This window comes from Paenibacillus sp. FSL R5-0928 (genome assembly GCF_037970385.1).
GTDB lineage: Bacteria > Bacillota > Bacilli > Paenibacillales > Paenibacillaceae > Paenibacillus_AQ > Paenibacillus_AQ odorifer.
The window spans coordinates 4,151,879-4,178,458 of record NZ_CP150225.1 but is presented as its reverse complement, the minus strand read 5'-3'; the positions used below and the strand labels follow the sequence as shown (position 1 = coordinate 4,178,458).

Genomic DNA, 26,580 nt, shown 5'->3' with positions numbered 1-26,580 from the left:
GCGGGGGGATGACTACCATGTATCGCCATATGAAGCGGGGCTTCGATTTGGTGGGAGCGATCTTTATGTTAGGTGTGTTTAGTCCGGTCATGGCTGTAGTGGCGTTGCTGATTCGGATAAAGTTGGGAAGTCCTATTTTGTTCAAGCAGCAGCGGCCGGGCATGGGAGAAAGACCCTTCTACATCTACAAGTTTCGAACCATGGCTGAAATGTATGATGCGCAAGGCCAGCCGTTATCGGATGCTCGGCGTTATATCAAATTCGGCGGATTGATTCGAAAGCTGAGTCTGGATGAGCTGCCGCAATTAGTGAATGTTGTGAAGGGAGAAATGAGTCTGATCGGACCAAGACCTTTGCTCATCCGTTACAGCCCGCATTACTCTGAACGGGAGCGGCTGCGATTCACTGTAAGACCCGGAATCACGGGATTGGCGCAGGTATCTGGACGTAATACTTCGGAATGGAAACAGCGGCTCTCCTATGACGTTACCTATGTTGAGAAGCTGAGCTTTAGATTAGATGCGTTGATCTTATGTAAAACTGTGCTGAAGGTTATCCGCCAAGATGACGTTGTGGCCAATCCGGGTAAGCATAGTCTGCCGCTCGATGAGTACAGAATGAACCAAAAGGAGGGGTCGGCATGAATTTGCGGTTTAGTCCGCTTCAGGAAGATGATATTCACCTTGCATGCCGGCTCTTACAGAGCAACTTGCCAGAGTCGGTCTACAATCAAACCATATTCGCCTGTGGCGGTTATCCCGAATATTTGAAAGCAGCATGTAAATGCGGAAGCCATTCAGCAACACTGCTGATTGGTGCCTATTCTGAAGATCTTCTTATTGGATTCGCTGAATGGAGAAGAATGGAGCAGATGCTGGTTCTGAATAACTTGAATGTGGACGCAGCTTATCGAAAAGACGGCATCGGCGGCAAGCTTATGGCCTACGGGGAGACGTTAGCCCAAAAGGATGGCATTTCGAAGCTGGCACTTGATGTATTTTCGTGGAATGAGCAAGCTCATGTTTGGTATTTGCGGCTTGGTTTTGCAGAGGAAGGCCGGACTTACTGGTATGTAAGAGATTTGGCTCCATCGATTGATAGGGATAGAGAAGCATTGGCGTACATCATAGATGATTACCCGATGGCAGAAGCACATCATCAAAAGTATGGATTCTCTTCTCTTAAGATTAGAACGAAGGAAGAGACTTCAGTAGTGGGCCGGTTAGGTGAACAGTATTATCGTATCCAGCTGCAAAGTGGAGGGTGGAGTGGCTGCAATCTTTTGACAGACGTATTAATGGATTTAGACCGGGAGAAAAGGCTGCTGTTGCTTTCTTCAGATGCTTATTTGCGTGAGCGAGACCCCGAGCTAATCTTAAGCACTGAAAGTATACGTATGATCAAAATATTGGAGAATCAAGAGGTGTTGTATGAGTAACTTCATCGTGCTAGGCAGCTCTAGTTCAGAGGAATGGGATGCCTATTTGAACCAGTTAGAGACGAAGGATATCTATTTCTCCTCAGCGTTTTTTCGGCTGTTTGAGGACGGAGAGCACCAGCAGGCAGAGCTGTTTGTATTCAAGCAGGGAGACCAGCTCATCATTTATCCTTACTTGCTTCGTTCCATAAGCCATCTTCCTGCTGTAATCCAACTGGGGCTTGAAGGTGATTGGTACGACATTAGTACACCTTATGGATACGGGGGACCGATATCGAATCTCCCTCCAGGAGCCGAACGAAGTGAGCTGTACCGGCAATTCAGTGAAACGTTCACGGATTACTGTAGAGAGAAAAAGATCATGACTGAGTTTGTGAGATTTCATCCCTTAATAGGCAACGCTACGGAATATCAAAGCGGGCTTACTACCGAGTGGAATAGAAATACAATTTATATTGATTTGACTGTGGGTTCGGAGGCAGAGCTCATCCGGCATTATGGCAGCAATCATAAACGGAATATTCACAAAATAAAGTCTGCGCCCTTTACAATTCGGAATTCCAATCTGAAAGATCGTATTGAGTCCTTCAGTGAATTGTATTACGGAACACTAAATGATTTACAGGCGGATTCTTTTTATTATTTCCCCAAAAAATTTATAGAAGATACTAGTTATCTACTTGAGGGGAGAGTAGAGCTATTCGAAGCTATGGTTGGGGAGAAAACGGTGGCAACCAGCATCGTGTTACATGAACGACCGTGGATGCATTATCACCTATGTGGTTGGGATCGCGCCTATCTGCAGTGGTCACCTACCAAATTGCTAATTCACGCAGCAGCCAAGTGGGGGATGGAAAATGGCTTTGAACGTTTTCATCTTGGCGGGGGATATAAGGGGAATGACGACTTATTTCAATTCAAGCATAGATTCGCGACACAACTGGAACCCCTTGACTATTACTTAGGTAAACGAATTTTTTTTCCAGAGTTGTATGAGCGGATCATATCCTTTTGTGACACTAGAGTATCAGGAAGTTACTTTCCGCTCTATCGGCATCCAGATCTCGATATGATATGTATTCCATCTGGAGAAATCGGTCCAAATGGAGAAAGGAGCTTCGCATGAGCATTCGTCAAACGAGCATTCTGCCACGAATCTTGTTATCCCCGCCGCATATTAGTGGACGTGAGCAGGTCTACATGGAGGAGGCGATACACTCTGGTTGGATTGCTCCTATTGGTCCGCAAGTCGATGCGTTCGAGCGGGAGATGGCCGCCTACACAGGATCAAAGGGTGCACTAGCGTTAAGCTCTGGCACGGCGGCGATTCATCTCGCACTTCGTCTAGCCGGTGTCACACAAGGAGATTACGTGATCTGTTCAACGCTCACGTTCGTTGCTAGCGCCAATCCTATTTTATATTTGGGGGCCACCCCCGTATTTGTCGATTCAGAGCCTGAGACCTGGAACATGTGTCCGCTAGCTTTTCAGCGGGCCTGCCAAGATTTGAATGACAAAGGACTGCTGCCAAAAGCGGCTGTTGTCGTCAATTTATACGGACAAAGCGCAGATATGGAGCCCATTGTAGAAATAGCTGACCGATATGGAATTACCTTGATTGAAGATGCTGCCGAATCATTAGGTGCTTTCTATCAAGGCAAGGCCAGCGGAACCTGGGGCCAATTCGGAATCTATTCTTTCAACGGAAATAAGATTATTACAACCTCAGGTGGGGGCATGCTCGTATCCGACGATACCGAAGCCTTAGATCAGGCGCGCTTCTGGTCTACGCAAGCCCGAGACACTGCCCCTCATTATCAACATTCCGAAATGGGATACAACTATCGGTTAAGCAACCTGTTGGCAGCTATAGGACGCGGTCAATTAGAACTGCTTGAAGAGCGAGTTAAACGGCGCAGATCTATTGGGCGGCGATATAGGGAACGTTTAGGTTCCATACCGGGTCTTCGTTTTATGCCGGAAGCACGCAATTGTCGCAGCACGCACTGGTTGAGTGCGCTGACCATCGATGAAGAAGTGGCGGGGTTCTCTTCACGACAACTTCTGTCATGTCTGGAACAGCACAATATCGAAGCTAGGCCTGTATGGAAACCGCTACATTTACAACCCTTGTTCGAGAGCAATTACTACTATCCTTACAGTGAGGAATACAGTGTATCAGATAACTTATTTTCAACAGGTGTCTGCCTGCCTTCTGGAAGCTCTTTATCGGATGAGGATTTGGAACGTGTCATTTATGCGATAGAGACATGTAACCAATACCGTTGATTCATCTTATTTAGCCTTCCATCCGCTGGCAGCTGATCCGCTTTCCTTCACATACAAAGTGGCTTGTACCGTGCCATCCGTTCGCATGGCCAGACTGCCAACTGGGGCGGTTACGACTCCCTCGGGCGAACCCTCCACTATGAACACCGCGGGCAACACTGCCCCGCCAGTGAGGCGAATGGCCCGTTTGAAGTTACCGTAGGTCGAGAACCATTCAGGAAGCGAATAAGGATTATACAAGGTACCTAGTGATGTGCCTTGCATACCGATTAGTGTTTCGAATTCTAGAATTCGCTTTACTTTCACTGCCCGGGTATCGAACACAGCTACATTATTGAGGCGCAGAGATGGTTTAGCTGCACCGTAAGAAGAGACTAGCACTACCTGATTGGTTCCGCTATTGCGGACGATCATATTGTCGACAGTAGCCATGACGTCAGACTCCGTTGTGAATAAATGCAAAGTACTGCCCGTTAAGTCCTGTGCATCCATCGTCCCCACATAAAGATCTCCCCCGTCGATTCGGACACCACTTGCTAAGGTGGAACCCGAGCCGTACATTCCTAACGAACCGATATGCAACCTTGGTTTACCTCCGGCAGCATTAAACGCTGCATAGATCGCAGGGCCTCCGATGCCATCGAACTTGGCGCTAGCGATATCAATAAATTGTGAATAGATCGTCTGTAGACCGAAGTTAGCTTTATGATCGGTGGAGCGGATAGCCAAATGATTGATTTTCAGCGTCAGTCCATAAGACAGTAAGGCAGGACTTACCGATCCGCTTACACGCATATCTAGTGAACCGATGTCGAGTGTCCAGAGTTTAGCGATAGCATCTGTAAGCCCTGCTGATAGATCGTTACCGAAACCAATGGTAGTCAAGGAGTCGAATCGCTGATAAAAGCTGCGCGTTCCTTTAAAGACGTCGGGTTCAAGATCGAGAGAGTTAGCGCCAGTAAAACCCGGTGCGCCACCGCGGCTATTATTCAGGACTGCTCTGTTGACATGAAGCTGGTCTACAAAATGGACCACAAAGTTCTTTCGTCCAGCAGTCTCACAGCGTGCATATCCGATGTGCACATTAACGGAGGGGATTTCTTCTGTCCCCCCAATGAAGATATTATCTCCATAGCAATCGTGAGAGTACACTGACTCTATCGTTATATTTTGCGAAGAAGATATGAACAAGCCGTGAAGTTGATCGTTGACGGCTGTTTTAACAGTCGATGCATTTCCATCAATTTCAAGGGTGCCCGCGATTGTAATATTTGAGGCATTTAAGATTACTAGAACCCTAGTGTCTGAGGGTGGATTCGGGGCAAGCACAAGTTTGGAGCCGGCTTCAAAGCTTAAATTCGTTTTGGCCGGAATTCGAAGACACCACCAGTCGAGGACGGAGGGGTTACGCATGCGTCCCGAAGATACCTTATATACACCAGGAGGAAAGATTACTACTTTGTTTTTGGCGTTTCCCGCATTGATAGCATTTTGAATCGCTACTGTATCGTCCTTGATACCGTTTCCTACAGCGCCGTACGATCGGACGTTCACATAACCGTTAGTCTCAGGGTCTAATTTAATAGATGTGACCGCACCATCAGAAAGGATGGACGTAGTCACCGAGCTGTCTGGAATAGGGGCAGTAGCCATATACTTCACTCCTTTATACTTTGATTTTGTATTTTATGTGAATTTTTCGGGGAATGCACGGTACAAAGATCACTCTTAGCGGGCGAAAGGAGTTTTTTATTTTGAAGGTATTGGTAACTGGGGGGTTAGGCTTTATTGGGTCCCATGTGGTTGATCGGCTAATAAAAAAGGGCATAGAAACTGTGATTGTAGATAATGTATCCGGAGCCTCCGGTCTGACTTATATGAATTCTGCTGCGGTTTTGTATAAGTACGATATTCGGGATGAGACTTTGCATGAGGTGTTTAACCTTGAAAAGCCAAATGCAGTCATTCATCTGGCTGCACAGATCGACGTCAGAGAATCACAGCGGAACCCGTTATTTGATGCGAATGTGAATATTGTTGGCACGCTGAATGTACTGCGCATGTGCGAGATCCATCAGGTTCAAAAGCTAGTTTATGCCTCATCGGCAGCGGTTTATGGGAACCCGGAATATTTGAGCATTGATGAGCAGCATCCCTTAAATCCCGAGTCCTGCTATGGTGTATCCAAAAGTGTACCAGAGTCATATATTCGGATGTTTGCCAGCTTACATGGGCTGAAATATACGATTCTGCGTCTCGCTAATGTATATGGGCCAAGGCAAAGTTCGCACGGAGAAGCTGGCGTTGTTTCCGTTTTTCTGGATCGGATAAAGCAAGGGAAGGATCTTGTTATCTATGGGGACGGTGAGCAGACTAGAGATTTCGTCTATGTGGAGGATGTGGCGCAAGCGTTCGTTGATGCGGTTCAGACCGACGGCAGAGTGAATAATGAGACGATGAATATTAGCTGCGGAATACCAACCTCGATAAATACGATGGTTCGGATATTAGGGGACATCACGGGTCGGGATTTCCTGACAACCTATGCGGAGCCTCGTCCGGGGGATATTCTCCATAGCTATTTAAACAATCAAAAAGCCCAGGAATTATTGTCTTGGTTCCCTAACCATACCTTTCATACCGGGCTGGAAAAAACAATAACTGACCGCTTAAGTGTAGGAAGCGCAGTAGATCATTAAAAGCACCCATTGAAAGGGGCACTCCGCATGGAACGCAAAATGAACTCGGAAATGTTCGTTCTCCGTAGTGTAGCCTGCTTAAGTATAGCCCTGCTGCATGCTCTTTATCGGGTTTATGACGATGGAAATACACCTTGGGTAGAATCGGTGGGTTTACTGCTAACGTTTGGCACACCTGTATTCGTATTTATCTCCCAATTCGTGTTGTCATTTGCCTATCCCAATGAAATTCCAGCGAGATTTTGGGAGAAAAGAATCAAGTATATTTTATTGCCTTACTTTTTTTTCGGGACCTTGTATGCAGGACTAAAAGGATTGGAGATGTCGGGTAGTGACGGCATTCCTTTGCTGCAGGCTTTTTGGTATTACCTCTGGCGTCATTTGCTGATTGGAGATTTCCATGGCTATTTTATACTGATTATCTTTCAGTTTTATGCTTTATTCCTCTGGTTTCAGACGTATGCGAAGCGGCTTAACCCCCGCAATATTCTAATCGTATCGTTCCTTATTAACGTTATCTATTTGGGTTGCTTCAACTTTACTACGCCCGCAGATACGGCTGCCGCCCATTATTTCTGGGATAAAATGTACTGGATTTTCGCACCTGGTTGGATTTTTTACTTTACAGTAGCCTATTACTTGGGACGAAATGAGCTGTGGTTCCGGGAAAAATTAAAAAAGTTCCGCATAGCCGTATACACGCTCCCGGTTCTGACAGGTGCGCTTGTGCTGTTCGTGAATAGTCAAGGCTGGATAACGGCGCATAGCTCCAAAAGAATTGATATGCTTCTATTCGCCTTAAGCATGATTTTGCTGCTCTTCTCCGTGGCATCGAAAATGAAGAAAGTGCCACGTGTACTGGAATGGAGCAGCAGATACTCTTTTGGCATATACTTGCTTCATCCTTTGCTATTGGCTATATTCGTCAAGCTTCCAGCTTCATTTGGGTTGCAAAACCTTGGACTATTTAGTGTTCTGCTGCAATTTGTCGGTTGTGTGGTAGGCTCGGCACTTATAATGAATTTAGCGAATCGAATTCCTGGCGGAGCGTATGTATTCGGTCGGATCGGCGTTGGGATAAACCCAAGCAAACCACCGAAATCGCTGGATAAGCCGATAACTCCGAGTATTGGGAATGCAAACTAGCTTGGATTTGACCGGCCGCTAATCGTCTGTGTTTAGGTGATTAGTGGTCTTTTTTTGTTTTTGTGTTAATTGCGATTCCTTCGCTAATTACATCGCGATTACATCGCACTAGCAGCATCCTCTCAATTCTCATTAAAAAAGCAAAATAGTTGTAAAAAGTACAATTAAGTCTTATGCTCGCAGCTTTGGGGCAGTTTAATTGTATATTTTACAACTATTATTTTGGAATCCCGCCATATTGAGGAAATTGCTCGTATTTAAGTGTACAGAGTGCAACTAAATTCACAAAGGCTACCTTCAAAGCGTATATAGTTGCACAAAATACAATTAAACAAACTTCGTCGTTACCTAACATTAGCTACACTCTGGCACATTGGCGGCAAAGTCCCAGTATAATTGTTGTATTGTAGTCAGTTCACACGAGGTTTTGTTTGTTCGGACCGTATTGCAGCTATTTTCACTTTTTAGTTGATTTTACGATAGTTTCGGACTGTATTGCGCTTATTTCCATAAAAACACACATTATGGAAGCTACTTTATACGAATAGCTGCATCTAAGTCCGATAATTTAGCAAAATGAATGAAATTATTAAAATAACGGCTCCTCAGTCCGATCTATAGTGAGGGGGATCTAATTAGATGAACTTCGATTATAGTCGAAGGGAACTAAATTAGTTAGAATAATTAGGTAGTCCCTTTATGGTTTTTTACATCCAGAGAATAATGCATCGTGCAGAATATTAGGAGGAAATGAATAGTGGAACTTGGAGTAAGCACATTTGTCGAGACCACACCTGATGTCCAAACGGGTGAGACAATAAGTCATGCAGAACGACTACGTGAAGTAGTGGAGGAAATTGTACTTGCCGAAGAGGTGGGATTAGATGTATACGGAGTAGGTGAGCATCATCGGCATGATTATGCGGCATCTTCACCTGCGGTTGTACTGGCTGCAGCTGCTTCGTTGACTACTAAGATCCGGTTGAGCAGTGCTGTAATGATCCTGTCTTCAGCCGATCCGGTGCGTGTGTTTCAGGACTTTGCAACGCTGGACGGAATTTCGAACGGACGTGCGGAGATTATGATCGGCCGGGGTTCGTTTACAGAGTCTTTTCCTCTATTCGGATATGATCTGAAGGATTATGAAGAACTGTTCAATGAGAAGCTGGAATTGTTATTAGCCATCCAAAAGTCAGAAAAAGTGACCTGGAAAGGCAAACACCGAGCAGCTATAGAAAATTTGGGGATTTACCCGCGTCCGGTTCAAGATCCTTTACCGATTTGGATCGGGAGTGCAGGAAGTCCAGAGTCTGCGATCCGCACAGGATCACTAGGTTTGCCTTTTGTTTTAGCGATTATAGGGAATGTTCTACCGCTGGATTATGCGTCACATGTGCAGCTTTACAAAAAAGCAGCAGCTGAAGCCGGGCATGATATTTCAAAATATCCAATCGCTTCGCATTCACACGGGTTTATAGCGGAGACTAATCAGTTAGCGCTGGAGAAATTTTTCCCTTCAACGCATGCCCGGACCAATGTGCGGGCGAAGGAAAAAGGAACACCTCCGTACCATCGTGCAGATTATGATGCAGCGTGCAGCTTAGATGGCGCCCTTTACGTAGGTGATCCAGAAACTGTTGCTAATAAAATCATTCATCTGCGCAAGCATGTGGGAATTACGAGATTCTTTTTACATGTGCCGCACGGCACGATGCCTCATGAGGATGTTATGCAGGCGATTAGACTGCTGGGCACCGAAGTGGCCCCACGTGTTCGGGAAGAAGTAGCGCGCTGGGAAGCAAGTAATCGGTAATTTAGTAAGCTGCGTCCTTAGGACGTGGCTTTTTTAGTAAGGTATACTGAAGAAATGAATAACATTTTATACAGGAGGGGCAATGGATAAAATTCATTATTTATCTCAATTCAATTTGCTTCAATCGTTAGGACTGGAAGATCTAATTGAAATGGAAGAATTAACGCGAATAACAGTAGTCCCCAAAAATACATATATCCAAACACCGTCAACCTTTTCTGAAGGACTGTTTTTTGTGAAAAAAGGGAAGCTTCGTTTATACCAATTAAATGCAAACGGTAAGCAATTTACATCGGATATCCTTAATGAAGGCAATGTTTTTGGTGAAATGGGTGTGATTTCTTTTGGAACGAAGGAACATTATATTGAAACGATTGAGGAAAGCCATATCTGCACAATTGATCCTGCAAGGTTTGAAGAATTCATCTCTCACCGGCCTAGGTTTATGATGTCATTATTGCAAGTATTGAGCGACCGCATAAAAAGTATGAGTCAGTTAACGCAAAATCTAGCCATCGGAAATTTGCATGATAAAATATTGTGCGTTCTTTTAAAGTTAGCGGATCAGCATGGGGTTGAGCATAAGGATAATTGTTACAAAATTAATGTTCCTCTATCGCATCAAGAAATCGCTAATTTAATTGGGGCCAGCAGAGAGGCTGTAACAGTGGCATTACAAGAATTGGTGAAAGCGGAAGTTATTCAGACAGGGTTCAGAACTATCTATGTTCAGCGAGACAAGATTTTGGAAAGAAATATAACATAGCTATCGAGTTGTAAACGAGATTACAGCTTCATTTTTAGAAACAACGGTATCCTAGCTATGACATGAAGGTGATTTAAGCTTTCAAATCATAGTGAAGGGACGATTTCCATGGAACACAGGAAGGGCGCTCGGAAGGTTACTGAAATTCCCGTTGAGATTGTAGAACTGCTGAATAAAGGATATTTACAGAGCGTGAATTTAACGGAATGGCTTGCTGTGGATCATCTTATATTGCTGGAAAATGTACTGAATGAGCTAGGTTTTGAACAGGAAGCTAAACCAATTTTACAAAGGCTGAATGCGTTATCGGAAAAGAAAATCATGAAGCTCATCCCGGTGATTTCACGTGAGTGGCAGCTTCTATTTGACTGTAAATCAGAGCTGGAACGTTCCCGACTATTTGCTGTGTTAGCTTATCATAACTCCGATAGTGTTCGCTGCTGGGCTGCTTATATCGTGGGGCAGAATCATCAATGGAGTCTAGTTCAAAAACTAACAGCAATCCTTCCTTTTGCAGCGGATGGTCATTTTGGGGTGCGTGAGATTTCTTGGATGGCTTTGAGGGAATCAGTCATTGCCGAGCTGGAAGCGTCCATTGAATTGTTAAAGGTTTGGGTTCATGACCAGGACGCGAATATTAGGAGATTTGCGGTCGAATTGACGCGCCCACATGGGGTATGGGCAAAGCATATTACAGCGCTCAAAGAAAATCCAGCGATTGCCCTACCGCTATTAGAACCGCTTAACTCTGATCCGGCAAAATACGTTCAGGATTCTGTAAGCAATTGGTTAAATGATGCTAGCAAAAGCAATCCGGCATGGGTACAGCAAATTTGTGATGAATGGTTGAACCTATCAGATACCAAGGAAACAAAGCGGATTGTAACCCGGGCTACAAGAAGCATTACTGATCAAAAATGAAATTAGTGCATCACTTTAGACTGGATATTCAAACGCCAAACACTATGGACTAATATGTGTTGGCGTTTTTTATTATGGAGTTAACTTGGATAATTCAAGAGAAAGACTACTTCCTATTTATTATTTAAACCAAACTTCGTGAAAATATTTATATTGTTAATCCTCAGGTCATCTGTTATACTCAGAAACACCAAATGTTACAAAAACTAACACTAATTAAAGGAATGGAGGATTTTCGTATGAAAAAACAAATAATTCGTAATGTAGGCGTCACGTTATCCATGTTTTTAGTGGTGAATTCGTTATCCAGTGTCATGTATGCTAACACAATGAATGATGCGTATAAGCCAAAAACCCATGTTCTGAAGGCGAATTCGGAGACTGTTCGATGGGGGAATATTGGTAAGGGAGATCCAGCTCTGACTGTACATTCGGGAGACATCGTAACGGTTGAGGCTATTACACATCACTCTGGTGATGATTACGAGCGGATGATTAAAGGAGATGCGGGAGTGGAGGATATTTTCCACTGGATTGAAGGGGAGAAGAACGAAGCGCTCCGCGGGCCAGGCGTACATATTATGACGGGTCCCATCGCAGTAGAAGGTGCTGAACCAGGGGATGTGCTGGAAGTGAAGATTCTGGACATGAAGCTGAGACCTAATGGAAATGAACAATACGCTGGAAAAACATATGGCGTGAATGCCGCGGCGAACTGGGGTTATCTATACGGAGATATGGTGGAGGAGCCGAAAAAGCGTGAGGTAGTAACCATCTATGAGATGGATACGGAGGGTGGAACAGATTATGCAACAGCTGTATATAACTACAAATGGTCTGTGCAAACCGATCCGGATGGTCAAGTGCACCCGACAATTGACTACCCGGGTGTTATCGTTGACCATAAAACGATTGATAAGAATTTCGATGTGCTAAAAGGTGTGAAAATTCCGGTGCGTCTCCACTTTGGTACAATGGGTGTGGCGCCGAAAGAAGCGGATGTTGTTGACTCCGTTCCACCTTCTTACAACGGCGGTAACGTAGATGATTGGCGGATTACCGAAGGTGCAACGATGTATTATCCTGTATCCGTAGCTGGTGCACTACTGTCGATCGGTGACCCGCATGCCGGTCAAGGCGATTCGGAGATTAACGGTACTGCGATTGAGACATCGGTCACTGGGGATATACAAGTTATTCTTCATAAAAAAGCATCGCTTAACAACAAGCTGAAAGGTTTAAACTTCCCATTACTTGAAAATGAGAACGAGTGGGTCGTGCATGGATTCAGCTACGCCAATTATTTGGAGGAGCTGGGGGCTAGTGCTCAGACGGATATCTTCAACAACTCGTCCATCGACAAAGCAATGAAGGATGCCGCTCATAAAACAAAAGATTTTTTAATGGATGGAATGGAATTGAGCGAAGATGAAGCGTACTCTCTGATGTCGGTGTCAGCTGATTTTGGAATTACACAAGTGGTGGATGGAAACTGGGGCGTTCACGCCTTAATTGATAAAGGTCAATTCGGCGATTCCGAGCGCAAGCCCGTGGTTTTACGGAGCAGCTTTGAGAACTTTGGAGCAAAGGTTGGCTGGCAGCCAGCCACTAAGACAGTTACGCTGAGCTATAATGGCAATGTACTGGAGATGAAGGTTGGAGCGACAACGGGAATTTACAACGGAGAGACAGTGAAGCTTGTAGCCCCATTAAGTGTTGTGAATGAGAAGGTTGTGGTCAGCGAATATTTCGTGAACTTTTATAAAGCTAAGCTGGCTAAGACAGAGTAGGACGAAATAGCAATTATTTGATAATTCTAATAAAAATCCAGATGAGAAAAGAACCGTCTTTATAGGCGGTTCTTTTTCTTATATATTTAAGCCGTCTTGATTTTTGTGGCGTTTCAATAAAATTTGGTTTTCTACACGTACCAGTCCATCCAGACAATAGATTGATTCATGCATAAACCGTTCCATCTCTTCAAGATTCTCAACTAAGATGTGAATATGCAGAATACAAGGTCCTGTCATTTCGTATAATACAGCTACACGTTCGTTTTCTTTTAATACGTCGACGATATGATTCAAATGAGCAGGTTCTACTTCAAGTTCCAGGTAGGCGGAGATTTTCTTTCCTAACTTTTCGGCACTGATGACAATCGAGAACTGTTCAATAATCCCTTGATTGACTAGCCGATCAATACGGTCTTTCACCGCGACACTTGATAAACTGACTTCTTTAGCTAGATCAGTATAGGAAATTCTGCTGTTTTGGGCCAGCCGCATCAAAATATGGTTATCGATAGGATCTAGCATGCGGATTCGTTCACCTCTTTTTTCGTAATTGTATCAGAAAAAAAGTGGGAATGCCTAGTAGCGCTTTACAGTAGAAGTGTGTGACGGCATTCTCTGCTGAAGATAGTTGACATAAAAGAATTATTTCACTATACTGGCTGTAATCTTATATACGATATACGTTGAAGGAGCCCAGTAGTAACTTAGTCCCTGTTCCAGAAAGCCGGGGGTTGATGAAACCCGGTACACACTAAGCTTGCGAATTACACTTTGGAGTATCTCGGGTAACACCGAGCGGAATGGCGAACGATATCTCGTCAAGAGTGGTATCAATGGTATGCTTGAGCATAAGCGTTTCATGGGTGCAATCTGGGTGGTAACACGGTTATTCAATCGTCCCTATGTCTACAATAGACAAGGGGACGATTTTTTTCTTTTTAAATATAAGGATTTATAGGGTTCACTTCATCAATGATCCTTATATTTCTCGCTGAAACGGTACCGTCCTAATCAGGAGGGCAAAGCCGTTTCCGCTTGGCGGACTGATGTTTCATTATAGGATAACTACTAATTTTGAGGGGTGTAAGGCAATGAATATTATCGACGAACTAGAATGGCGCGATGCCATCAATCAACAAACAGATGCCGAAGGGCTTAGAGAACTGACCAATCAAAAATCGGTATCCCTGTACTGCGGTGTAGATCCAACTGGTGACAGTATGCATATTGGCCACTTGATTCCATTCATGGTGCTCAAAAGATTCCAGCTGGCAGGACATCGTCCGGTTATTCTAATTGGTGGGGCTACGGGAACGATCGGTGATCCAAGTGGACGTCAATCCGAGCGCTCTTTGCAAACGCTGGAGCAAGTCCAAGCCAACGTTGATGCACTTACAGCACAAATGAAAAAATTGTTCGTGACTGATGGCGACAATCAAATCCGCATGGTGAACAACTACGATTGGACGCATAAAATCAATGTTATCGAATTTTTGCGTGACTATGGTAAAAACTTCAGTATCAATTCGATGCTTGCCAAGGATGTTGTAGCGAGCAGATTGGACAGCGGAATTTCCTTTACGGAATTCTCCTACCAAATCCTGCAATCCCTGGACTACCTGCACCTGTTCCAGCATGAAGATGTGCAGCTGCAAATCGGTGGTTCTGACCAATGGGGGAACATCACAAGTGGCTTAGATCTGATTCGTAAAAAAGAAGGTTCTGAAGCGGTGGCATTCGGACTTACCATCCCGCTTATGCTGAAAGCCGATGGTACAAAATTCGGTAAAACAGCTGGTGGAGCCATTTGGTTGGATCCGAACAAAACGACAGCTTTTGAATTCTACCAGTTCTGGGCAAATACAGATGACCGTGATGTTGTGAAATACCTGAAGTACTTTACATTCCTCTCTAAAGAGCAAATTGATGCACTAGCAGAAAAGGTGCAAACCGAACCGCATAAACGTGAAGCGCAAATAACACTGGCTGAAGAAATGACCAGATTCGTGCATGGTGAGGAATTGCTGGAGCAGGCTAAACGCATTACTGCCGCTCTGTTCAGTGGAGATATTAAATCTCTGACCGCTGACGAGATCGAGCAAGGCTTCAAGGAAATGCCGACCTACGAAACGACATTGGAGTCCAAAAATATCGTGGAGTGGCTGGTAGATCTAGGAATTGAGCCATCCAAACGTCAAGCGCGTGAAGACATCACCAAAGGCGCAATTTCCATGAACGGTGAAAAAGTTAGCGATGTAGCATTTGAAGTTACAGCCAGCGAAGCCATCGGCGGACGTTTTATCATTATCCGTAAGGGTAAGAAAAACTACAGCCTGGTGAAATTGTCCTAATAATAAGAAGCCTTCCTTATGAATAAGGAAGGTTTTTTGTTGTATTTTAAGTATAGAGGCAGACTATTTGCATTTTAAGTGAAATTTGAAAGGTGAAATCGTCAAAATTATGGTAAGCTTAGGATTCGTGTGATTTATGGATTAACATGATATTCTACAACTATAACAGAAAATTAGGAGTGGTAATTTGAGAAGACAAAAACCAATGACCATGGAAGAATTGATGAATGAGTTACAAGGACAGAAAACGTATCAAGAAGATCCCAATCACATCTCTTTCGAGAAATTGTTTAATGAAGCGTTTATGAGTAAGTATTCCAATTACAAAAGTTTCGATGAGTTTGTAACCAAAGGGAACTTTCAAGTAAAGACAGAAGAAGATGTTGCTGACATACCTGATGAACTCTTTGATCGTCATGTTGTTAGGGAGACGAAGTTTGCGGATTGGAAATCCATGTTGGAAACAGCAAATAGAGAATACGTCCGTAATTAATAAGACTTAGTCTCTAACTACCGTTAGTTAGACTCATCCACAAAGAAACTGCACACCCTTATTGCTTTGTTCCAACGGACAATGGGGAGTGCAGCTTTTTTATGCCCAGTTATTCGACCAGCTATGATGTTTTACTCATCGTTGACTTGCAGATCTATGATTTAATTGAACAAATAGGAATTAGGTTCTACAAAGATAGTATTACATAGGAGGGGCAGAATCGTATGACTGCATGTATACAAACCTCTAAGCAGGAGACCCTTCATGTCATGTGGAAAACCGTCTCAGAGGATTGTAATCTAGCCTGTGATTATTGCTATTACAGTACAGCCGGGGGACATCCTCAGCAACCGATCCGGGTGATGGATACGGAGCTTCTGGAGCGGTTTATCGCTCAGTACATGAAAAGATCATCAGGGATAGCGACTTTCTCTTGGCAGGGTGGGGAGCCATTATTGGCCGGACTTTCGTATTTTGAACAAGTGATTTCATTTCAAGCTAAGTACGCTCCGCCTCATACGATGATCAGTAATGCACTGCAGACCAATGGAACGCTTATCCATGAGAAATGGGCGAAATTTTTTAAACGGTATAACTTTTTGGTTGGGATTAGTCTGGATGGCCCAGAGCCTATTCATGATGCTCATCGTGTAACGGGTTCGGGGAAAGGCAGTTATAGTCTAGTTATGCGTGGGATTCGTCATTTACAGAATGAGGGTGTGGAGTATAGTATTCTGACGGTGATTCATGAAGATAACGTGACGAAACCAGAGGAGCTGATGGCATTTTATCTAGAACATACCTTTCCGAATATTCAGTTTATCCCCTGCATGGATTTTGTTTCTCAGAAAAGTGATGTAGCGGGACGTTTCCGAATTACACCTGAACAATACGGAGTCTTTTTATGCCGTACATTTGACCTTTGGTACAACGGTGGGTATCCAGAGCTTCCTATTCGTATTTTTGAGAATATGCTTCTTGTATTCATGCATCGTGAGGCAGAGTTATGCGTTCACAACTCATGTTGCCCGAAGATGATGGTGCTTGAAACGAACGGGGATGCCTACCCTTGCGATTTCTTTATTGATGAAGAGCATAGGTTAGGAAATATCGGCCAAACTGACCTGAAAGCGCTGCTAACCAGCCCAGTATATGATGATTTTTTGTTAATGAAGCCCAATATGAATGAATCATGCTATAAGTGTGAGTACCTTAGCTTTTGCAATGGGGGATGTCCGCGCAACCGGAATTGGCTTGATGTTAATGATCGGACTGAGGTTGATTATTTCTGCCATAGTTACAAAATGTTCTACTCACACGCCTATGAACGCATGTTATTACTGGCGAACCGACTTAGATCGGAGCGGATGCTGGAGTACAGGAAAAGTGCAAAACCACTTCCAGGTCGAAATGATCCATGTCTCTGCGGAAGCGGGAAGAAATTCAAAAATTGCTGTCAGGCATTATAGCTTTGACTAGATAAGGTTGTCCCAACAGTCATGCAAAGGATTGGGAACAACCTTTTTGTTATGCTATAGAACCATATGATTTCTCGCCATTATTGCCGCACCCGTCACCACAGCTTCTTCTTTTAATATACCTAGGGAGAAGTGAGGTTGGTATTCAGGATAACGGTAAGTGTTTCTCTGTGCCACCTCCACCGCTGTTTGGAAAAACAACTCGTGAGAGTGAATGAGCGCACCGCCTAGAATGATGGTCTCTGGATGAAACAGGTTGATAACGTTAGCGAGCCCGATCCCGAAATGGCTGGCAGCTTGGGTAAATAATTCACGCGCATGTGGATTACCGTCTCTAAAGGCTTGTACCAATACATCATAAGTCAGCTTCTCAGGCGCCACTTTATATCTTTGGAGGATCAGATCGTTGTCCATTTTCGCCTCCGAGCGTGCACTTTGTTCTATGGCCTGCACAGATACAAATGCTTCCAGAGCCCCGTAGTTCCCGTCATGATTTAATCGGGGTCCATCTGTCTGGATGATCATTTGACCAATGGCATCTTCCATATCCATTGTGCCATGAACAATACTTCCATGCGACATCATCGCATAGCGGAGTCCTGCTCCAGCATGTACATAAAGCATATGCTGAATGTTTGCGTGACGGATAGACCATCGTTCCCCAAGCAATGCGGAATTGGCACCGTTGTCCAACCAAGCTTTGAACCCCGTCCGTTCCTCCACCAATTTGCAAATCGGAAGATTGTTCCAGCCCGAAGAAGGGAAGTGCAGCGGCTTTAGGATCAAGCCATGTTCCCGATCAAGTGGCCCCACAGCCCCTATTCCTATCCCGATGATTTGACTGTCCACTAACTGATGGTCCCGAAGGAAAGCGCGTATTTGATTACTGATATGATCTATAAATCTTTCAGGTGTGAATGCCTGATCCATTCGCCAGTGAACAATTGATTTTGGGTTCATTTGCATATCAAATAAACCAAGAGAAGAATACACCCTGGAAATCTCTAAACCGATTATATAACCGTAGGAAGGATTGATCTGGTATAAAATAGGTCTTCTGCCGCCGCTAGATTCTCCAAATCCGCTTTCTATCAGCAAGCTTTCTTCGGTCATCTCATCCAATATCCGCGTCATTGTGCTTTTGGTAAGTGAAAATGTCTGTAGAAGATCTAACTTGGAAACAGTGCCTTGTTCGGCGATTCGGTCGTATAGAAGTTTTTTTGGTGATGGAATTTGTGTCGAGCGCTTTTCCACGATATACCTCCAAGCTATATATAGGATGAACTTGTAAGATCGTTTTTTATATAGTTTGTATTTATTAACATGAATATAGTATAACTCATAAACCCTTGGTTGTATTTTACCGTTCAAAAAACTTAATTCCATTTTGGGAAAAAGTGATATAATGAAATTACGACAGATTATAAAAGGGTGGATTCCATGAGAACAACTATGAAAACAAATATGATACCGAATACAGACCTGAGGATAAGTCTACTGTTTCAGTTGTTTTGGGTATTTGTTCGAATTGGTCCAGTAACCTTCGGGGGAGGTTATGCGATGATCCCTATGATCGAACGGGAAATTTCCGCTAAACGAAAATGGCTGGGTGAAGAAGAGATGGATGAAATTCTATCTTTAGCTGGTGCTGCACCTGGGGGTGTAGGTGTAAATGCAGCGGCATTCATTGGTTATCGTCTTGCTGGTGTGAAGGGGGCGATTGCTGCAATCGCAGGGATAACGATTCCAACCTTTATCATTGTTTGTTTGCTTAGCGCCGTATACTCCCAACTGGCCGACCAGCCAAAAGTCATTGCCGCTATGAAAGGGATTAATGGTGCTGTTTTTGCTTTGATCCTAGTAGCTGCATATCGAATGGCCAAGAACGCTATAATTGACAAGACTACCGCAGTTACGGCGTTAGTTATACCGGTTGTTTTACTGGTTTTCGTAATTAATCCCATTTACGTGATTGCAGTTGGTTTATGTATTGGGTTTGTATATCTGCAAATTAAACAGCTCTTAGGGCTCCAAGTTCGAACGGAGAAGGAGTCCTTGAAAGCTTCTGATGAAGAATCGAATTATCCGGAGTATTACATCTAGGGGGAAGCGATGTGATTTGGAATTTATTTTTCACTTTTATAAAAATAGGTCTTCTGTCTTTTGGAGGAGGGTACGCCATCATTCCGATGATTCAGCATGAAGCCATGGCTGGGGGTTGGTTATCCGAAGGGGAATTTCAAGAGGTAGTTTCCATCGCAGGGATGTCACCTGGTCCTGTTGCGACGAACAGTGCAACCTTAATCGGATATCGTATAGCCGGAATGGAAGGAGCGATTGTGTCAACATTAGGCATGGTTCTGCCCTCATTTTTAATCATCATTGTTATTTCTGTCTTCTTTTATCGGGTGAGGGATAGTCAATGGATTAAAACGTTATTTTATGGTTTGCGGCCAGTGATTACAGGCTTGATTGCCTATGCTGCGATTCGTTTTGGCTTAAATAGCGTGGAACATGCTTTTATTACTTGGCAGACCCTTGGCATGTTGATCATTGTATTCGCTGCACTTTATGGTTTAATGAAATATAAGCTGCATCCGCTCACCATTATCGTTGCTTCTGGCATTCTTGGGGTAGCTTTTTTTTAGACAGAGCCGGGACGATTCCAGATTGGAGGTAAATCATGTCAGAGAATATAAGGGCATGTTGTTCAGCTAGTCGAAATCAAGTCGCGAAACAAGAATCTATTGATGTTTGTAAGGAGAACACAACGGTTCAAGGAGTAACAGGGGAAAAAGATTTCTCGGACATGATCCTTATCCCTGGAGGCACTTTTCTTATGGGGACGGATGATAAGGAAGGGTTCCCCGCAGATGGAGAAGGGCCGACTAGGAAGGTTACCTTATCTTCCTTTTTGATGGATGCAACGGCGGTTACGAACAAGCAGTTTGCTGTTTTTATCAAGGAAACAAACTATGTTACAGATGCGGAACGTTTTGGATGGTCTTACGTGTTTCATTCTTTTGTATCCATGGAAACTGGGAAAAAGGTGACCCAAGTAGCCACTCAAACCCCCTGGTGGTGGGTGGTGGAGGGAGCGGATTGGTGTCATCCTGAAGGTCCGGATTCCCATGTAGATGAACGACTTGATCATCCGGCTATTCACCTATCATGGCATGATGCGGATGCATATTGTCGCTGGGCTGGTAAACGTCTGCCTACGGAAGCGGAGTGGGAGTATGCCGCACGAGGAGGACTGGTTCAGAAACGGTATCCTTGGGGGGATGAATTAAAACCAGGCGGAGAGCATCGCAGTAATATATGGCAGGGAAAGTTTCCCGATAAAAATCATGCCAGCGATGGTTTTGCAGGTACCGCACCTGTAAGTTCCTATCTGCCTAACGGCTATGGTCTTTATAATATGTCAGGAAACGTGTGGGAATGGTGCGCGGATTGGTTTACTAAGGACTATCATTTATCTTCCGAATCCGTGAATCCGAAAGGTCCAGTAAGTGGTGTCGCAAGATCGATGCGCGGAGGATCATATTTGTGCCATAAATCTTACTGCAACCGTTATCGGGTGGCGGCTAGAAGCAAAAATACTCCAGACAGCTCTGCCGGAAATATTGGCTTTCGATGTACGGCTGATTATACAAGTTAAAGCACTTTTACGACTACTACATAAGAAGGAGGAACTTCCTTGTCCTCTATCATCCATAGTCAGTTTGACATCAACGTGCTGGACGTCCTAAAAATTCAATATCAGAAGCGGATCCTGTTCGATTATGTCCAGTCTTGTTATACCGTCTCTTATATCCAAAAAGGTGAGGTATTGACGACATCCTCCGAAGGAGAATATGTTGCTTCTGCCGGAGATGTGATGATCCACCGTCCTAACGAGCCTTTTAATGTGATCTCCAAAACGGATGGCGTACATTATCTGTTTAATATTAACGCTAAAGTTAAAGACGGAGATGACTTCTTTAAGTTATTCCCTTTAGGCAAGGTGATTCGGGTCCGGGATCGAAGCGAATATGAGCGAAGGTTTGACGAGTTGCGGAGCCTGTGGTTGCAGGAGGAAGATGATTTCAGGAATGTTCAGGTCGGTTCATTGGCATTTTTTCTTCTTTATGAAATTATGGAGAGTACCAAGGTTGGCGGGCGACGTTCTTCACGAGATCCCTTTATCACGGACCGCTTTAATGAAGCGTTGCAATATATGGAGGAGAGGCTTGATCAGGAGATTAGTAGAGAGGAGCTTTCCAAGCTCTATCATATGAATCCTGTTTATTTTAGCCGGGCATTTCAGAAAATATATAAACTGACACCCATGCAAATGCTGCGAAAATTGCGGCTGCAGCAAGCTAAACAAATGCTGGAATATACGGATTATACAATCGAGCATATCTCCCAGAGATGTGGTTATTATGATGCTTCACACTTCAGCAAGGTATTTCGTGGCGAATACGGCAAGGGGCCGGCAGAGTACCGGAAAAGTATCGAATTTACAAAAACAAACATCGCTACTCCATAGCGGAGCTTTCCATATTCATTTACTCTTATGAGCATGAGCAGATCATTCTAAGCTGCCCGAATCGAGCGTAACCATTTCGATGAAAAGGAAAGGCAGGGAATAACTCATGAGAATCTTGTATTTGGATTTGGATTCGCTTCGCCCGGACCATCTGGGATGTTATGGCTATCATCGGAATACCTCCCCGAATATCGATTCAATCGCAAAAGAAGGTGTCACCTTTACCAACTACTATTGTTCAGATGCTCCTTGCCTGCCGTCTCGTTCTGCTTTAATGTCGGGGCGATTTGGCATTCATAATGGGATTGTAGGGCATGGCGGAACCGCTGCTGATATGCGTAGAGAAGGAGCAAACCGTGAATTCAATGACCGGTTGGGGATGGAGAGCCTTCCGGCTATATTAAGGCAAGCTGCGATGAAAACTGCATCGATCAGCACCTTCTCCGAACGACACTCGGCTTGGACCTTTAACGCCGGGTTCCAAGAAGTGTTTAATGTTGGTGGCAGAGGGCATGAGACGGCAGAGCAGGTGCTTCCAGTGGCACTTCAATGGCTTGAGGATAATGGGGAGTCCGAAAATTGGTTTCTGCACCTGAATTTCTGGGATCCGCATACACCTTATCGTACACCTGAGAGCTATGGTAATCCGTTCGAGAAGGAGCCTTTACCCGATTGGATCACGGAAGACGTGTTTGAGCTTCACCGAAATAAGAAGGGGCAGCATAGTATTGAAGATATGAATGCGCTCGCGAAATCGCATTATCAGCAGCATTTCAGGCATCAGCAGGAGATAGAGAACCGTGATGACCTGCGTGTTATCTTTGACAACTATGATGCTGGAGTTAAGTATCTGGACGAGCATCTCGGAAAAGTTTTTTCTAAGCTGAGAGAACTTGGCGTGATGGAAGATACGGCTATCTTGATCTCTGCGGATCATGGAGAGAGTCTGGGTGAACTAGGAATTTACTCCGAACATGGCACAGCAGACGAGGCGACTTGCCGTATTCCGATGATTGTTCGCTGGCCAGGGGGCAAGAAGGGAATCGTGGAGGAGGGGCTACATTATCACCTTGATCTAGGACCTACATTAGCAAGCCTTTTGAATTTGAAAGCGGCTGCTTCTTGGGATGGTGAAAGTTATGCAGGTACCATTCTGGAGGGGGATTTGGGAGGGCGTGAGTATCTCGTAATCTCACAATGTGCGCATGTGTGTCAACGCAGCGTTCGGTTTGCGGATTGGTTATATATACGTACCTATCATGACGGACACCATGGATTCCCGCAAGAAATGCTTTTTGATTTGAAGCATGATCCTTATGAACAACATAATCTTGCCGAAGTGCGTAAAGACGTTTGTATGGAGGCTGTCTATCTGTTGAATGAATGGCATGATAATATGATGGGTTCCATGGATTGTGATATCGATCCATTATGGACGGTACTTATGGAAGGTGGACCCTACCATGCCAAAGAGTATCTGAGCTCATCCTTATAGGCTGCTTAATAATATCCTAGTAAATGCGGCGAATGAAAGACATATGAAATGGAGGTTGCCCTGAATGGGCAACCTCCCTATTTATGTTCTCGCTTTTTGTGGATCTATTAAAGATCCGGGAAGCCTCAAAACGGTCTTCGTCCCGCTACCCTCCTTACTATACAGCAGAACGCCGCAAGGATCGCCATACTTAAGATTTAGACGATTATTGACATTTAGGAGACCGATATGATCTCCTGATTCTATATTCTTACCAGCCAGCAACTCCGTAAGTTGTTCCAGTCTTGTTGTATCGATTCCTACACCATTATCTTCTACCACGATTTCAAGCAGCCCCGCTTCGTTTTTCTCTACGGAGATCAGCAAAATTCCTTGTCCTTGTGCCTCAAGCCCATGACCAAGCGCATTTTCAACAATAGGTTGAAGGATCATTTTAGGCACGGGAATGTGTAACCATTCCTGGGGACACAACAGCTTGTAAGTAAATTTGTCCGGGAAACGGCCTTGGTAAATCCTCACACAAGATTCCGCGATTTTCAGCTCTTCCCCAAGAGTTACCTCCTCTTTGCCTTTGATGCTGTACTTGAGCATTGTGCTTAAGGCGGTAGTCATCTCGAAGATATCCCGATTTCCTTTTACGATCGCAACGCCCTTGATTGTATCTAAAGTATTGCTTAAGAAATGCGGATTAATTTGACTTTGTAAATACGAATATTCCGCCCGCTGCTTTTCCAGATCGGTCAGATAAAGTTGAGTTGAAGCATCGATTAATTGGTCCGTCAAATCGTGGATTCGTGTGGTCATATCGTTGAACTGTCGAGAGATGATTTCAATCTCAGCATAGCCCTTTAAATCGACCTTGTTGTTCAATATCCCCAGACTTCCGCCCTTTAATTGATTCATATAGCGCATAAGCCTAGACAACGGTCTTAAGAGATTCATCATAAGCACAGAATAGGGGATAGAGACGACCAGCAAGATTAAGGCTAGAAGAGCATAGCTGACCTTCTTTAATTTCTCCAGTTCTTTCATTAAATTATGGACAGGAACAGCGGTTATGATTTTTCCAGAGATCTCCGGTAAGCTAAAGGACTGAATTGCATATTTCTTTCCATGAACGGTCTCGACGATGGACTCTCCATCCCTTCCAGTTGCCCGAGTTTGAAACTGCTGGAGCATATCCTCCGGCTCATTGCTATTAGAGTAGATCATGCCTTTATCATCCATCATAAAAAAGCTGGTTCCGACCAATCGGGGATACTCAGAAATTTCAGTTTGAATGGCCTTCATATCTACAATAACTGCGAGATAGCCAATTTTTTCACCATATAGGGACGTGTCACCTGAAGCGAAGATGTTCATCCCGAAAAGCAGTTTTCTCTTGTCGATGACTTTGTCTGGAGGACTGTATCCGCGATAATGAACGATTCCATCCTCCTCAGCTGTTTTCATAAGATCGATAGCATATTTTGTTCTTCCTGCTAAGGAAATACGTGTGTTTGAGCTGCCGATAACAATAATATCTAAGATATCCGTGTTCATATTTCGGGCGATGCTCAACAATCCTTCAACTTTTTGGGATAGATCGTAGACTCGAAGCTTATCATTCTCGACTAGGAACTTTTGGACGGTCGAATCGTAACCCACATTCATCATCATGGAAGAAACGTTGGCATAGTTGTCAGAAATCCGTTGCTTGAGGAGGGAGACCAGCTCTGTATTGTATTGCGTATTTTGATTAATGATAGTTTCGCTTGATAGTTGGTAGACTCGTGATACGATGATTGGGATAATGGCAACAATAAATAACCCGAATAGCAAAACCTGAGTTCGGATGGATAGTCTCTTAAATGTCTTCATTGTTTTGTTCCCTATATTGTGTAGGTGTCATTTTGAGATGCCGTTTAAAAATTCGTGTGAAATAGAAATAATCCTGAAAACCGCATTTCTCACCGATTTGGTAAATGGAAAGGTTGGTTTCGATCAGCGTTTTACAAGCGTATTCAATTCGTAAACGACTGATATGTTCGATGATGGTCTCGCCGACCTCTTTTTTGAATAATTGGCATAAATAATTTGGACTTAAAAAAAACTGATTGGCTAAATGCTGGATCGAAATTTCTTGATTGAAATGGTTGCGGATGTATAACATGATTTCTTTGACTTTGTGGTTTGAGATTCGTGAAATATCAGATTCGTTTCTGTTCATAAAAATATCAAGTGTCATAAGAATCAGATCATCGATCATAGCTTCAGCCGTGCCGTACCGATAATAGAGCTGTTCATATCCTTCAAAAAAACGGCCGCTAACCCGAGTCCCTTCCCGAGGAAATAAGTAGAGGATCGATGTATAGAGCAAATAGGCTTCTTTAATGGTGAACGTTCCCTCTTTGAATAATTTCTTTATCGATTCCATGGCTGCTATGAAACCGAGCCGGTCTTTATTATGAAGAATCCGGGAAATCTCTTTGAGTTTCTCGTCGATCGGTATTTCCTGCTGTGGATTCACCCGGTAACATCCGGGCATCCCCGTTGTGAACATACTGAAAGCAGCATGAGAGGCGGACTCTAAAGATGCATCCAATTGTTGTATATCCGAAATAGGAGGACCGATCCCGACTCCGCACTCTTGTACAACTTCTGTTTGTTCAAGACCCTGGAGGAAGACTTCGTATTGGCACTCTTCTAATAAGTATCCATACCTACGGCGGCTCATTGGGAAGACCAGGGAAGAGAACTGCCCAACATCTACAGGTGAACTTAACCCTTGGATAACAATGGGGATATGAGGGGTATCTTTCGACAAGGGTATTTTCTTCTCATCCAACCATAAGTTAATTCGTTCAAGATCTCCGGAACAAACCGCTTCATAAAGTTCGAAGTCGTGGATAGGTTGTTCTTTAACTGTCTTGGAATCGTGTTGCTGGGCTATTCGGTTGAGCATTCCTTCAATTTCTTCGATTTCAAAGGGTTTGAGACAATATCCGAAAGTACCATAATTCATCGCTTTTTGTGCATAAGCGAACTCGGCATGTCCGCTGAGTACGATAAAGATCGTATCAGGCGCGATGGCCTTGGCACGTTGAATGAGCTCTAGTCCATTCATAACAGGCATCTTGATATCTGTTAGAACAAGGGTGGGGCGAAGCGATTGAATTAATTGAAGGGCTTCTTGCCCGTTTTCGGCATCGCCGATTACTTCAAATCCGTATTTCTTCCAATTCACTCCTGCTTTAATTCCTTCTACAATCCACTTCTCATCATCTGCAATAATCACTGAACGCATAAGTGAATCCCCCTTTCTTTATAGAGCTCTTAGATTTATCCTAGCGATTGTGGACCAAGGGGGGTATGGACTATCTTA

At 44.0% G+C, this 26,580-nt stretch carries 23 protein-coding genes; 18 read left to right on the top strand and 5 right to left on the bottom strand.

Translation table 11 applies throughout. The features are described from left to right. Positions 1–8: 8 nt before the first annotated feature. From MKZ16_RS18685 to MKZ16_RS18670, 4 genes are read left to right on the top strand one after another with little or no spacing between them, the layout of a single operon-like run. Positions 9–644 carry a sugar transferase gene (locus tag MKZ16_RS18685; RefSeq protein ID WP_339814439.1) on the top strand — a complete coding sequence of 212 codons (636 nt, stop codon included), beginning with the start codon at positions 9–11 and terminating at the stop codon, positions 642–644. Further along, on the top strand, positions 641–1,438 hold the full coding sequence (locus MKZ16_RS18680) for a GNAT family N-acetyltransferase (protein ID WP_076106239.1): 798 nt from the start codon (positions 641–643) through the stop codon (positions 1,436–1,438). Before MKZ16_RS18685 ends, MKZ16_RS18680 begins: the two co-directional genes overlap by 4 nt. Next, positions 1,431–2,564 (top strand): GNAT family N-acetyltransferase, encoded by a 1,134-nt coding sequence (locus MKZ16_RS18675; protein ID WP_036688237.1) that lies wholly within the window; start codon positions 1,431–1,433, stop codon positions 2,562–2,564. Before MKZ16_RS18680 ends, MKZ16_RS18675 begins: the two co-directional genes overlap by 8 nt. Beyond that, on the top strand, positions 2,561–3,727 hold the full coding sequence (locus tag MKZ16_RS18670; RefSeq protein ID WP_076106237.1) for a DegT/DnrJ/EryC1/StrS family aminotransferase: 1,167 nt from the start codon (positions 2,561–2,563) through the stop codon (positions 3,725–3,727). The genes MKZ16_RS18675 and MKZ16_RS18670 overlap by 4 nt, the downstream gene beginning before the upstream one ends. 6 nt (positions 3,728–3,733) lie before the next feature. Here MKZ16_RS18670 and MKZ16_RS18665 read toward each other — a convergent pair whose 3' ends face one another. Next, entirely contained in the window at positions 3,734–5,380 is a 1,647-nt protein-coding gene (locus MKZ16_RS18665; RefSeq protein ID WP_076106235.1) for a glycosyl hydrolase family 28-related protein, read from the bottom strand. Positions 5,381–5,481: 101 nt separating this feature from the next. Between MKZ16_RS18665 and MKZ16_RS18660 the strand changes: the two genes are divergently transcribed. The 6 genes from MKZ16_RS18660 (at position 5,482) to MKZ16_RS18635 (ending at position 12,862) form a co-directional block, all read left to right on the top strand. Next, complete coding sequence (locus MKZ16_RS18660; protein WP_076106232.1) at positions 5,482–6,426, top strand: NAD-dependent epimerase/dehydratase family protein; 945 nt, start codon at positions 5,482–5,484, stop codon at positions 6,424–6,426. A gap of 27 nt (positions 6,427–6,453) precedes the next feature. Continuing rightward, a complete protein-coding gene (locus MKZ16_RS18655) occupies positions 6,454–7,572 on the top strand; it encodes an acyltransferase family protein (protein ID WP_076106230.1) in 1,119 nt (372 codons plus the stop codon). A 757-nt stretch (positions 7,573–8,329) separates the two neighbouring features. Beyond that, positions 8,330–9,385 (top strand): LLM class flavin-dependent oxidoreductase, encoded by a 1,056-nt coding sequence (locus MKZ16_RS18650; protein ID WP_076106228.1) that lies wholly within the window; start codon positions 8,330–8,332, stop codon positions 9,383–9,385. Positions 9,386–9,467: 82 nt separating this feature from the next. Further along, on the top strand, positions 9,468–10,151 hold the full coding sequence (locus MKZ16_RS18645; protein WP_076106226.1) for a Crp/Fnr family transcriptional regulator: 684 nt from the start codon (positions 9,468–9,470) through the stop codon (positions 10,149–10,151). 108 nt (positions 10,152–10,259) lie between these two features. After that, positions 10,260–11,072, top strand: coding sequence for a DNA alkylation repair protein (locus MKZ16_RS18640; protein WP_076106223.1), 813 nt, complete (start codon positions 10,260–10,262; stop codon positions 11,070–11,072). 239 nt (positions 11,073–11,311) lie between these two features. Next, on the top strand, positions 11,312–12,862 hold the full coding sequence (locus MKZ16_RS18635; RefSeq protein ID WP_076106221.1) for an acetamidase/formamidase family protein: 1,551 nt from the start codon (positions 11,312–11,314) through the stop codon (positions 12,860–12,862). Between the two features lie 78 nt (positions 12,863–12,940). Here MKZ16_RS18635 and MKZ16_RS18630 read toward each other — a convergent pair whose 3' ends face one another. After that, complete coding sequence (locus tag MKZ16_RS18630; RefSeq protein WP_038571749.1) at positions 12,941–13,387, bottom strand: Lrp/AsnC family transcriptional regulator; 447 nt, start codon at positions 13,385–13,387, stop codon at positions 12,941–12,943. 569 nt (positions 13,388–13,956) lie between these two features. Between MKZ16_RS18630 and tyrS the strand changes: the two genes are divergently transcribed. The 3 genes from tyrS to MKZ16_RS18615 all read left to right on the top strand — a co-directional run bounded on the left by tyrS (position 13,957) and on the right by MKZ16_RS18615 (position 17,178). Then, on the top strand, positions 13,957–15,216 hold the full coding sequence (gene tyrS / locus MKZ16_RS18625; protein ID WP_036688216.1) for a tyrosine--tRNA ligase: 1,260 nt from the start codon (positions 13,957–13,959) through the stop codon (positions 15,214–15,216). Positions 15,217–15,421: 205 nt separating this feature from the next. Then, a complete protein-coding gene (locus tag MKZ16_RS18620) occupies positions 15,422–15,709 on the top strand; it encodes a hypothetical protein (RefSeq protein WP_036688213.1) in 288 nt (95 codons plus the stop codon). 224 nt (positions 15,710–15,933) lie between these two features. Beyond that, positions 15,934–17,178 (top strand): anaerobic sulfatase maturase, encoded by a 1,245-nt coding sequence (locus MKZ16_RS18615; protein WP_038571746.1) that lies wholly within the window; start codon positions 15,934–15,936, stop codon positions 17,176–17,178. A 63-nt stretch (positions 17,179–17,241) separates the two neighbouring features. Here MKZ16_RS18615 and MKZ16_RS18610 read toward each other — a convergent pair whose 3' ends face one another. Next, the gene (locus MKZ16_RS18610; RefSeq protein WP_076106217.1) at positions 17,242–18,441 is read right to left on the bottom strand and encodes an ROK family protein; all 1,200 of its coding nucleotides are present in this window, start codon (positions 18,439–18,441) and stop codon (positions 17,242–17,244) included. A gap of 186 nt (positions 18,442–18,627) precedes the next feature. Between MKZ16_RS18610 and MKZ16_RS18605 the strand changes: the two genes are divergently transcribed. The 5 genes from MKZ16_RS18605 to MKZ16_RS18585 all read left to right on the top strand — a co-directional run bounded on the left by MKZ16_RS18605 (position 18,628) and on the right by MKZ16_RS18585 (position 23,216). Further along, positions 18,628–19,290: a chromate transporter gene (locus MKZ16_RS18605; protein ID WP_305953744.1), complete on the top strand. Its 663-nt coding sequence runs from the start codon at positions 18,628–18,630 to the stop codon at positions 19,288–19,290. Positions 19,291–19,301: 11 nt separating this feature from the next. Further along, positions 19,302–19,835, top strand: a complete 534-nt coding sequence (locus MKZ16_RS18600; RefSeq protein ID WP_036688207.1) for a chromate transporter — start codon at positions 19,302–19,304, stop codon at positions 19,833–19,835. A gap of 35 nt (positions 19,836–19,870) precedes the next feature. Then, positions 19,871–20,848 carry a formylglycine-generating enzyme family protein gene (locus MKZ16_RS18595; RefSeq protein ID WP_081393450.1) on the top strand — a complete coding sequence of 326 codons (978 nt, stop codon included), beginning with the start codon at positions 19,871–19,873 and terminating at the stop codon, positions 20,846–20,848. A gap of 39 nt (positions 20,849–20,887) precedes the next feature. Next, positions 20,888–21,721, top strand: coding sequence for an AraC family transcriptional regulator (locus MKZ16_RS18590; RefSeq protein ID WP_076106214.1), 834 nt, complete (start codon positions 20,888–20,890; stop codon positions 21,719–21,721). Positions 21,722–21,827: 106 nt separating this feature from the next. Next, complete coding sequence (locus tag MKZ16_RS18585; RefSeq protein WP_076106212.1) at positions 21,828–23,216, top strand: sulfatase; 1,389 nt, start codon at positions 21,828–21,830, stop codon at positions 23,214–23,216. 81 nt (positions 23,217–23,297) lie between these two features. Here the strand turns inward: MKZ16_RS18585 and MKZ16_RS18580 are convergent, their stop codons facing one another. Together MKZ16_RS18580 and MKZ16_RS18575 are read right to left on the bottom strand one after the other, a co-directional pair. After that, positions 23,298–25,076, bottom strand: coding sequence for a histidine kinase (locus MKZ16_RS18580; RefSeq protein ID WP_036688197.1), 1,779 nt, complete (start codon positions 25,074–25,076; stop codon positions 23,298–23,300). Beyond that, positions 25,063–26,502, bottom strand: a complete 1,440-nt coding sequence (locus MKZ16_RS18575; RefSeq protein ID WP_076106210.1) for a response regulator — start codon at positions 26,500–26,502, stop codon at positions 25,063–25,065. The genes MKZ16_RS18580 and MKZ16_RS18575 overlap by 14 nt, the downstream gene beginning before the upstream one ends. Positions 26,503–26,580 lie beyond the last annotated feature (78 nt).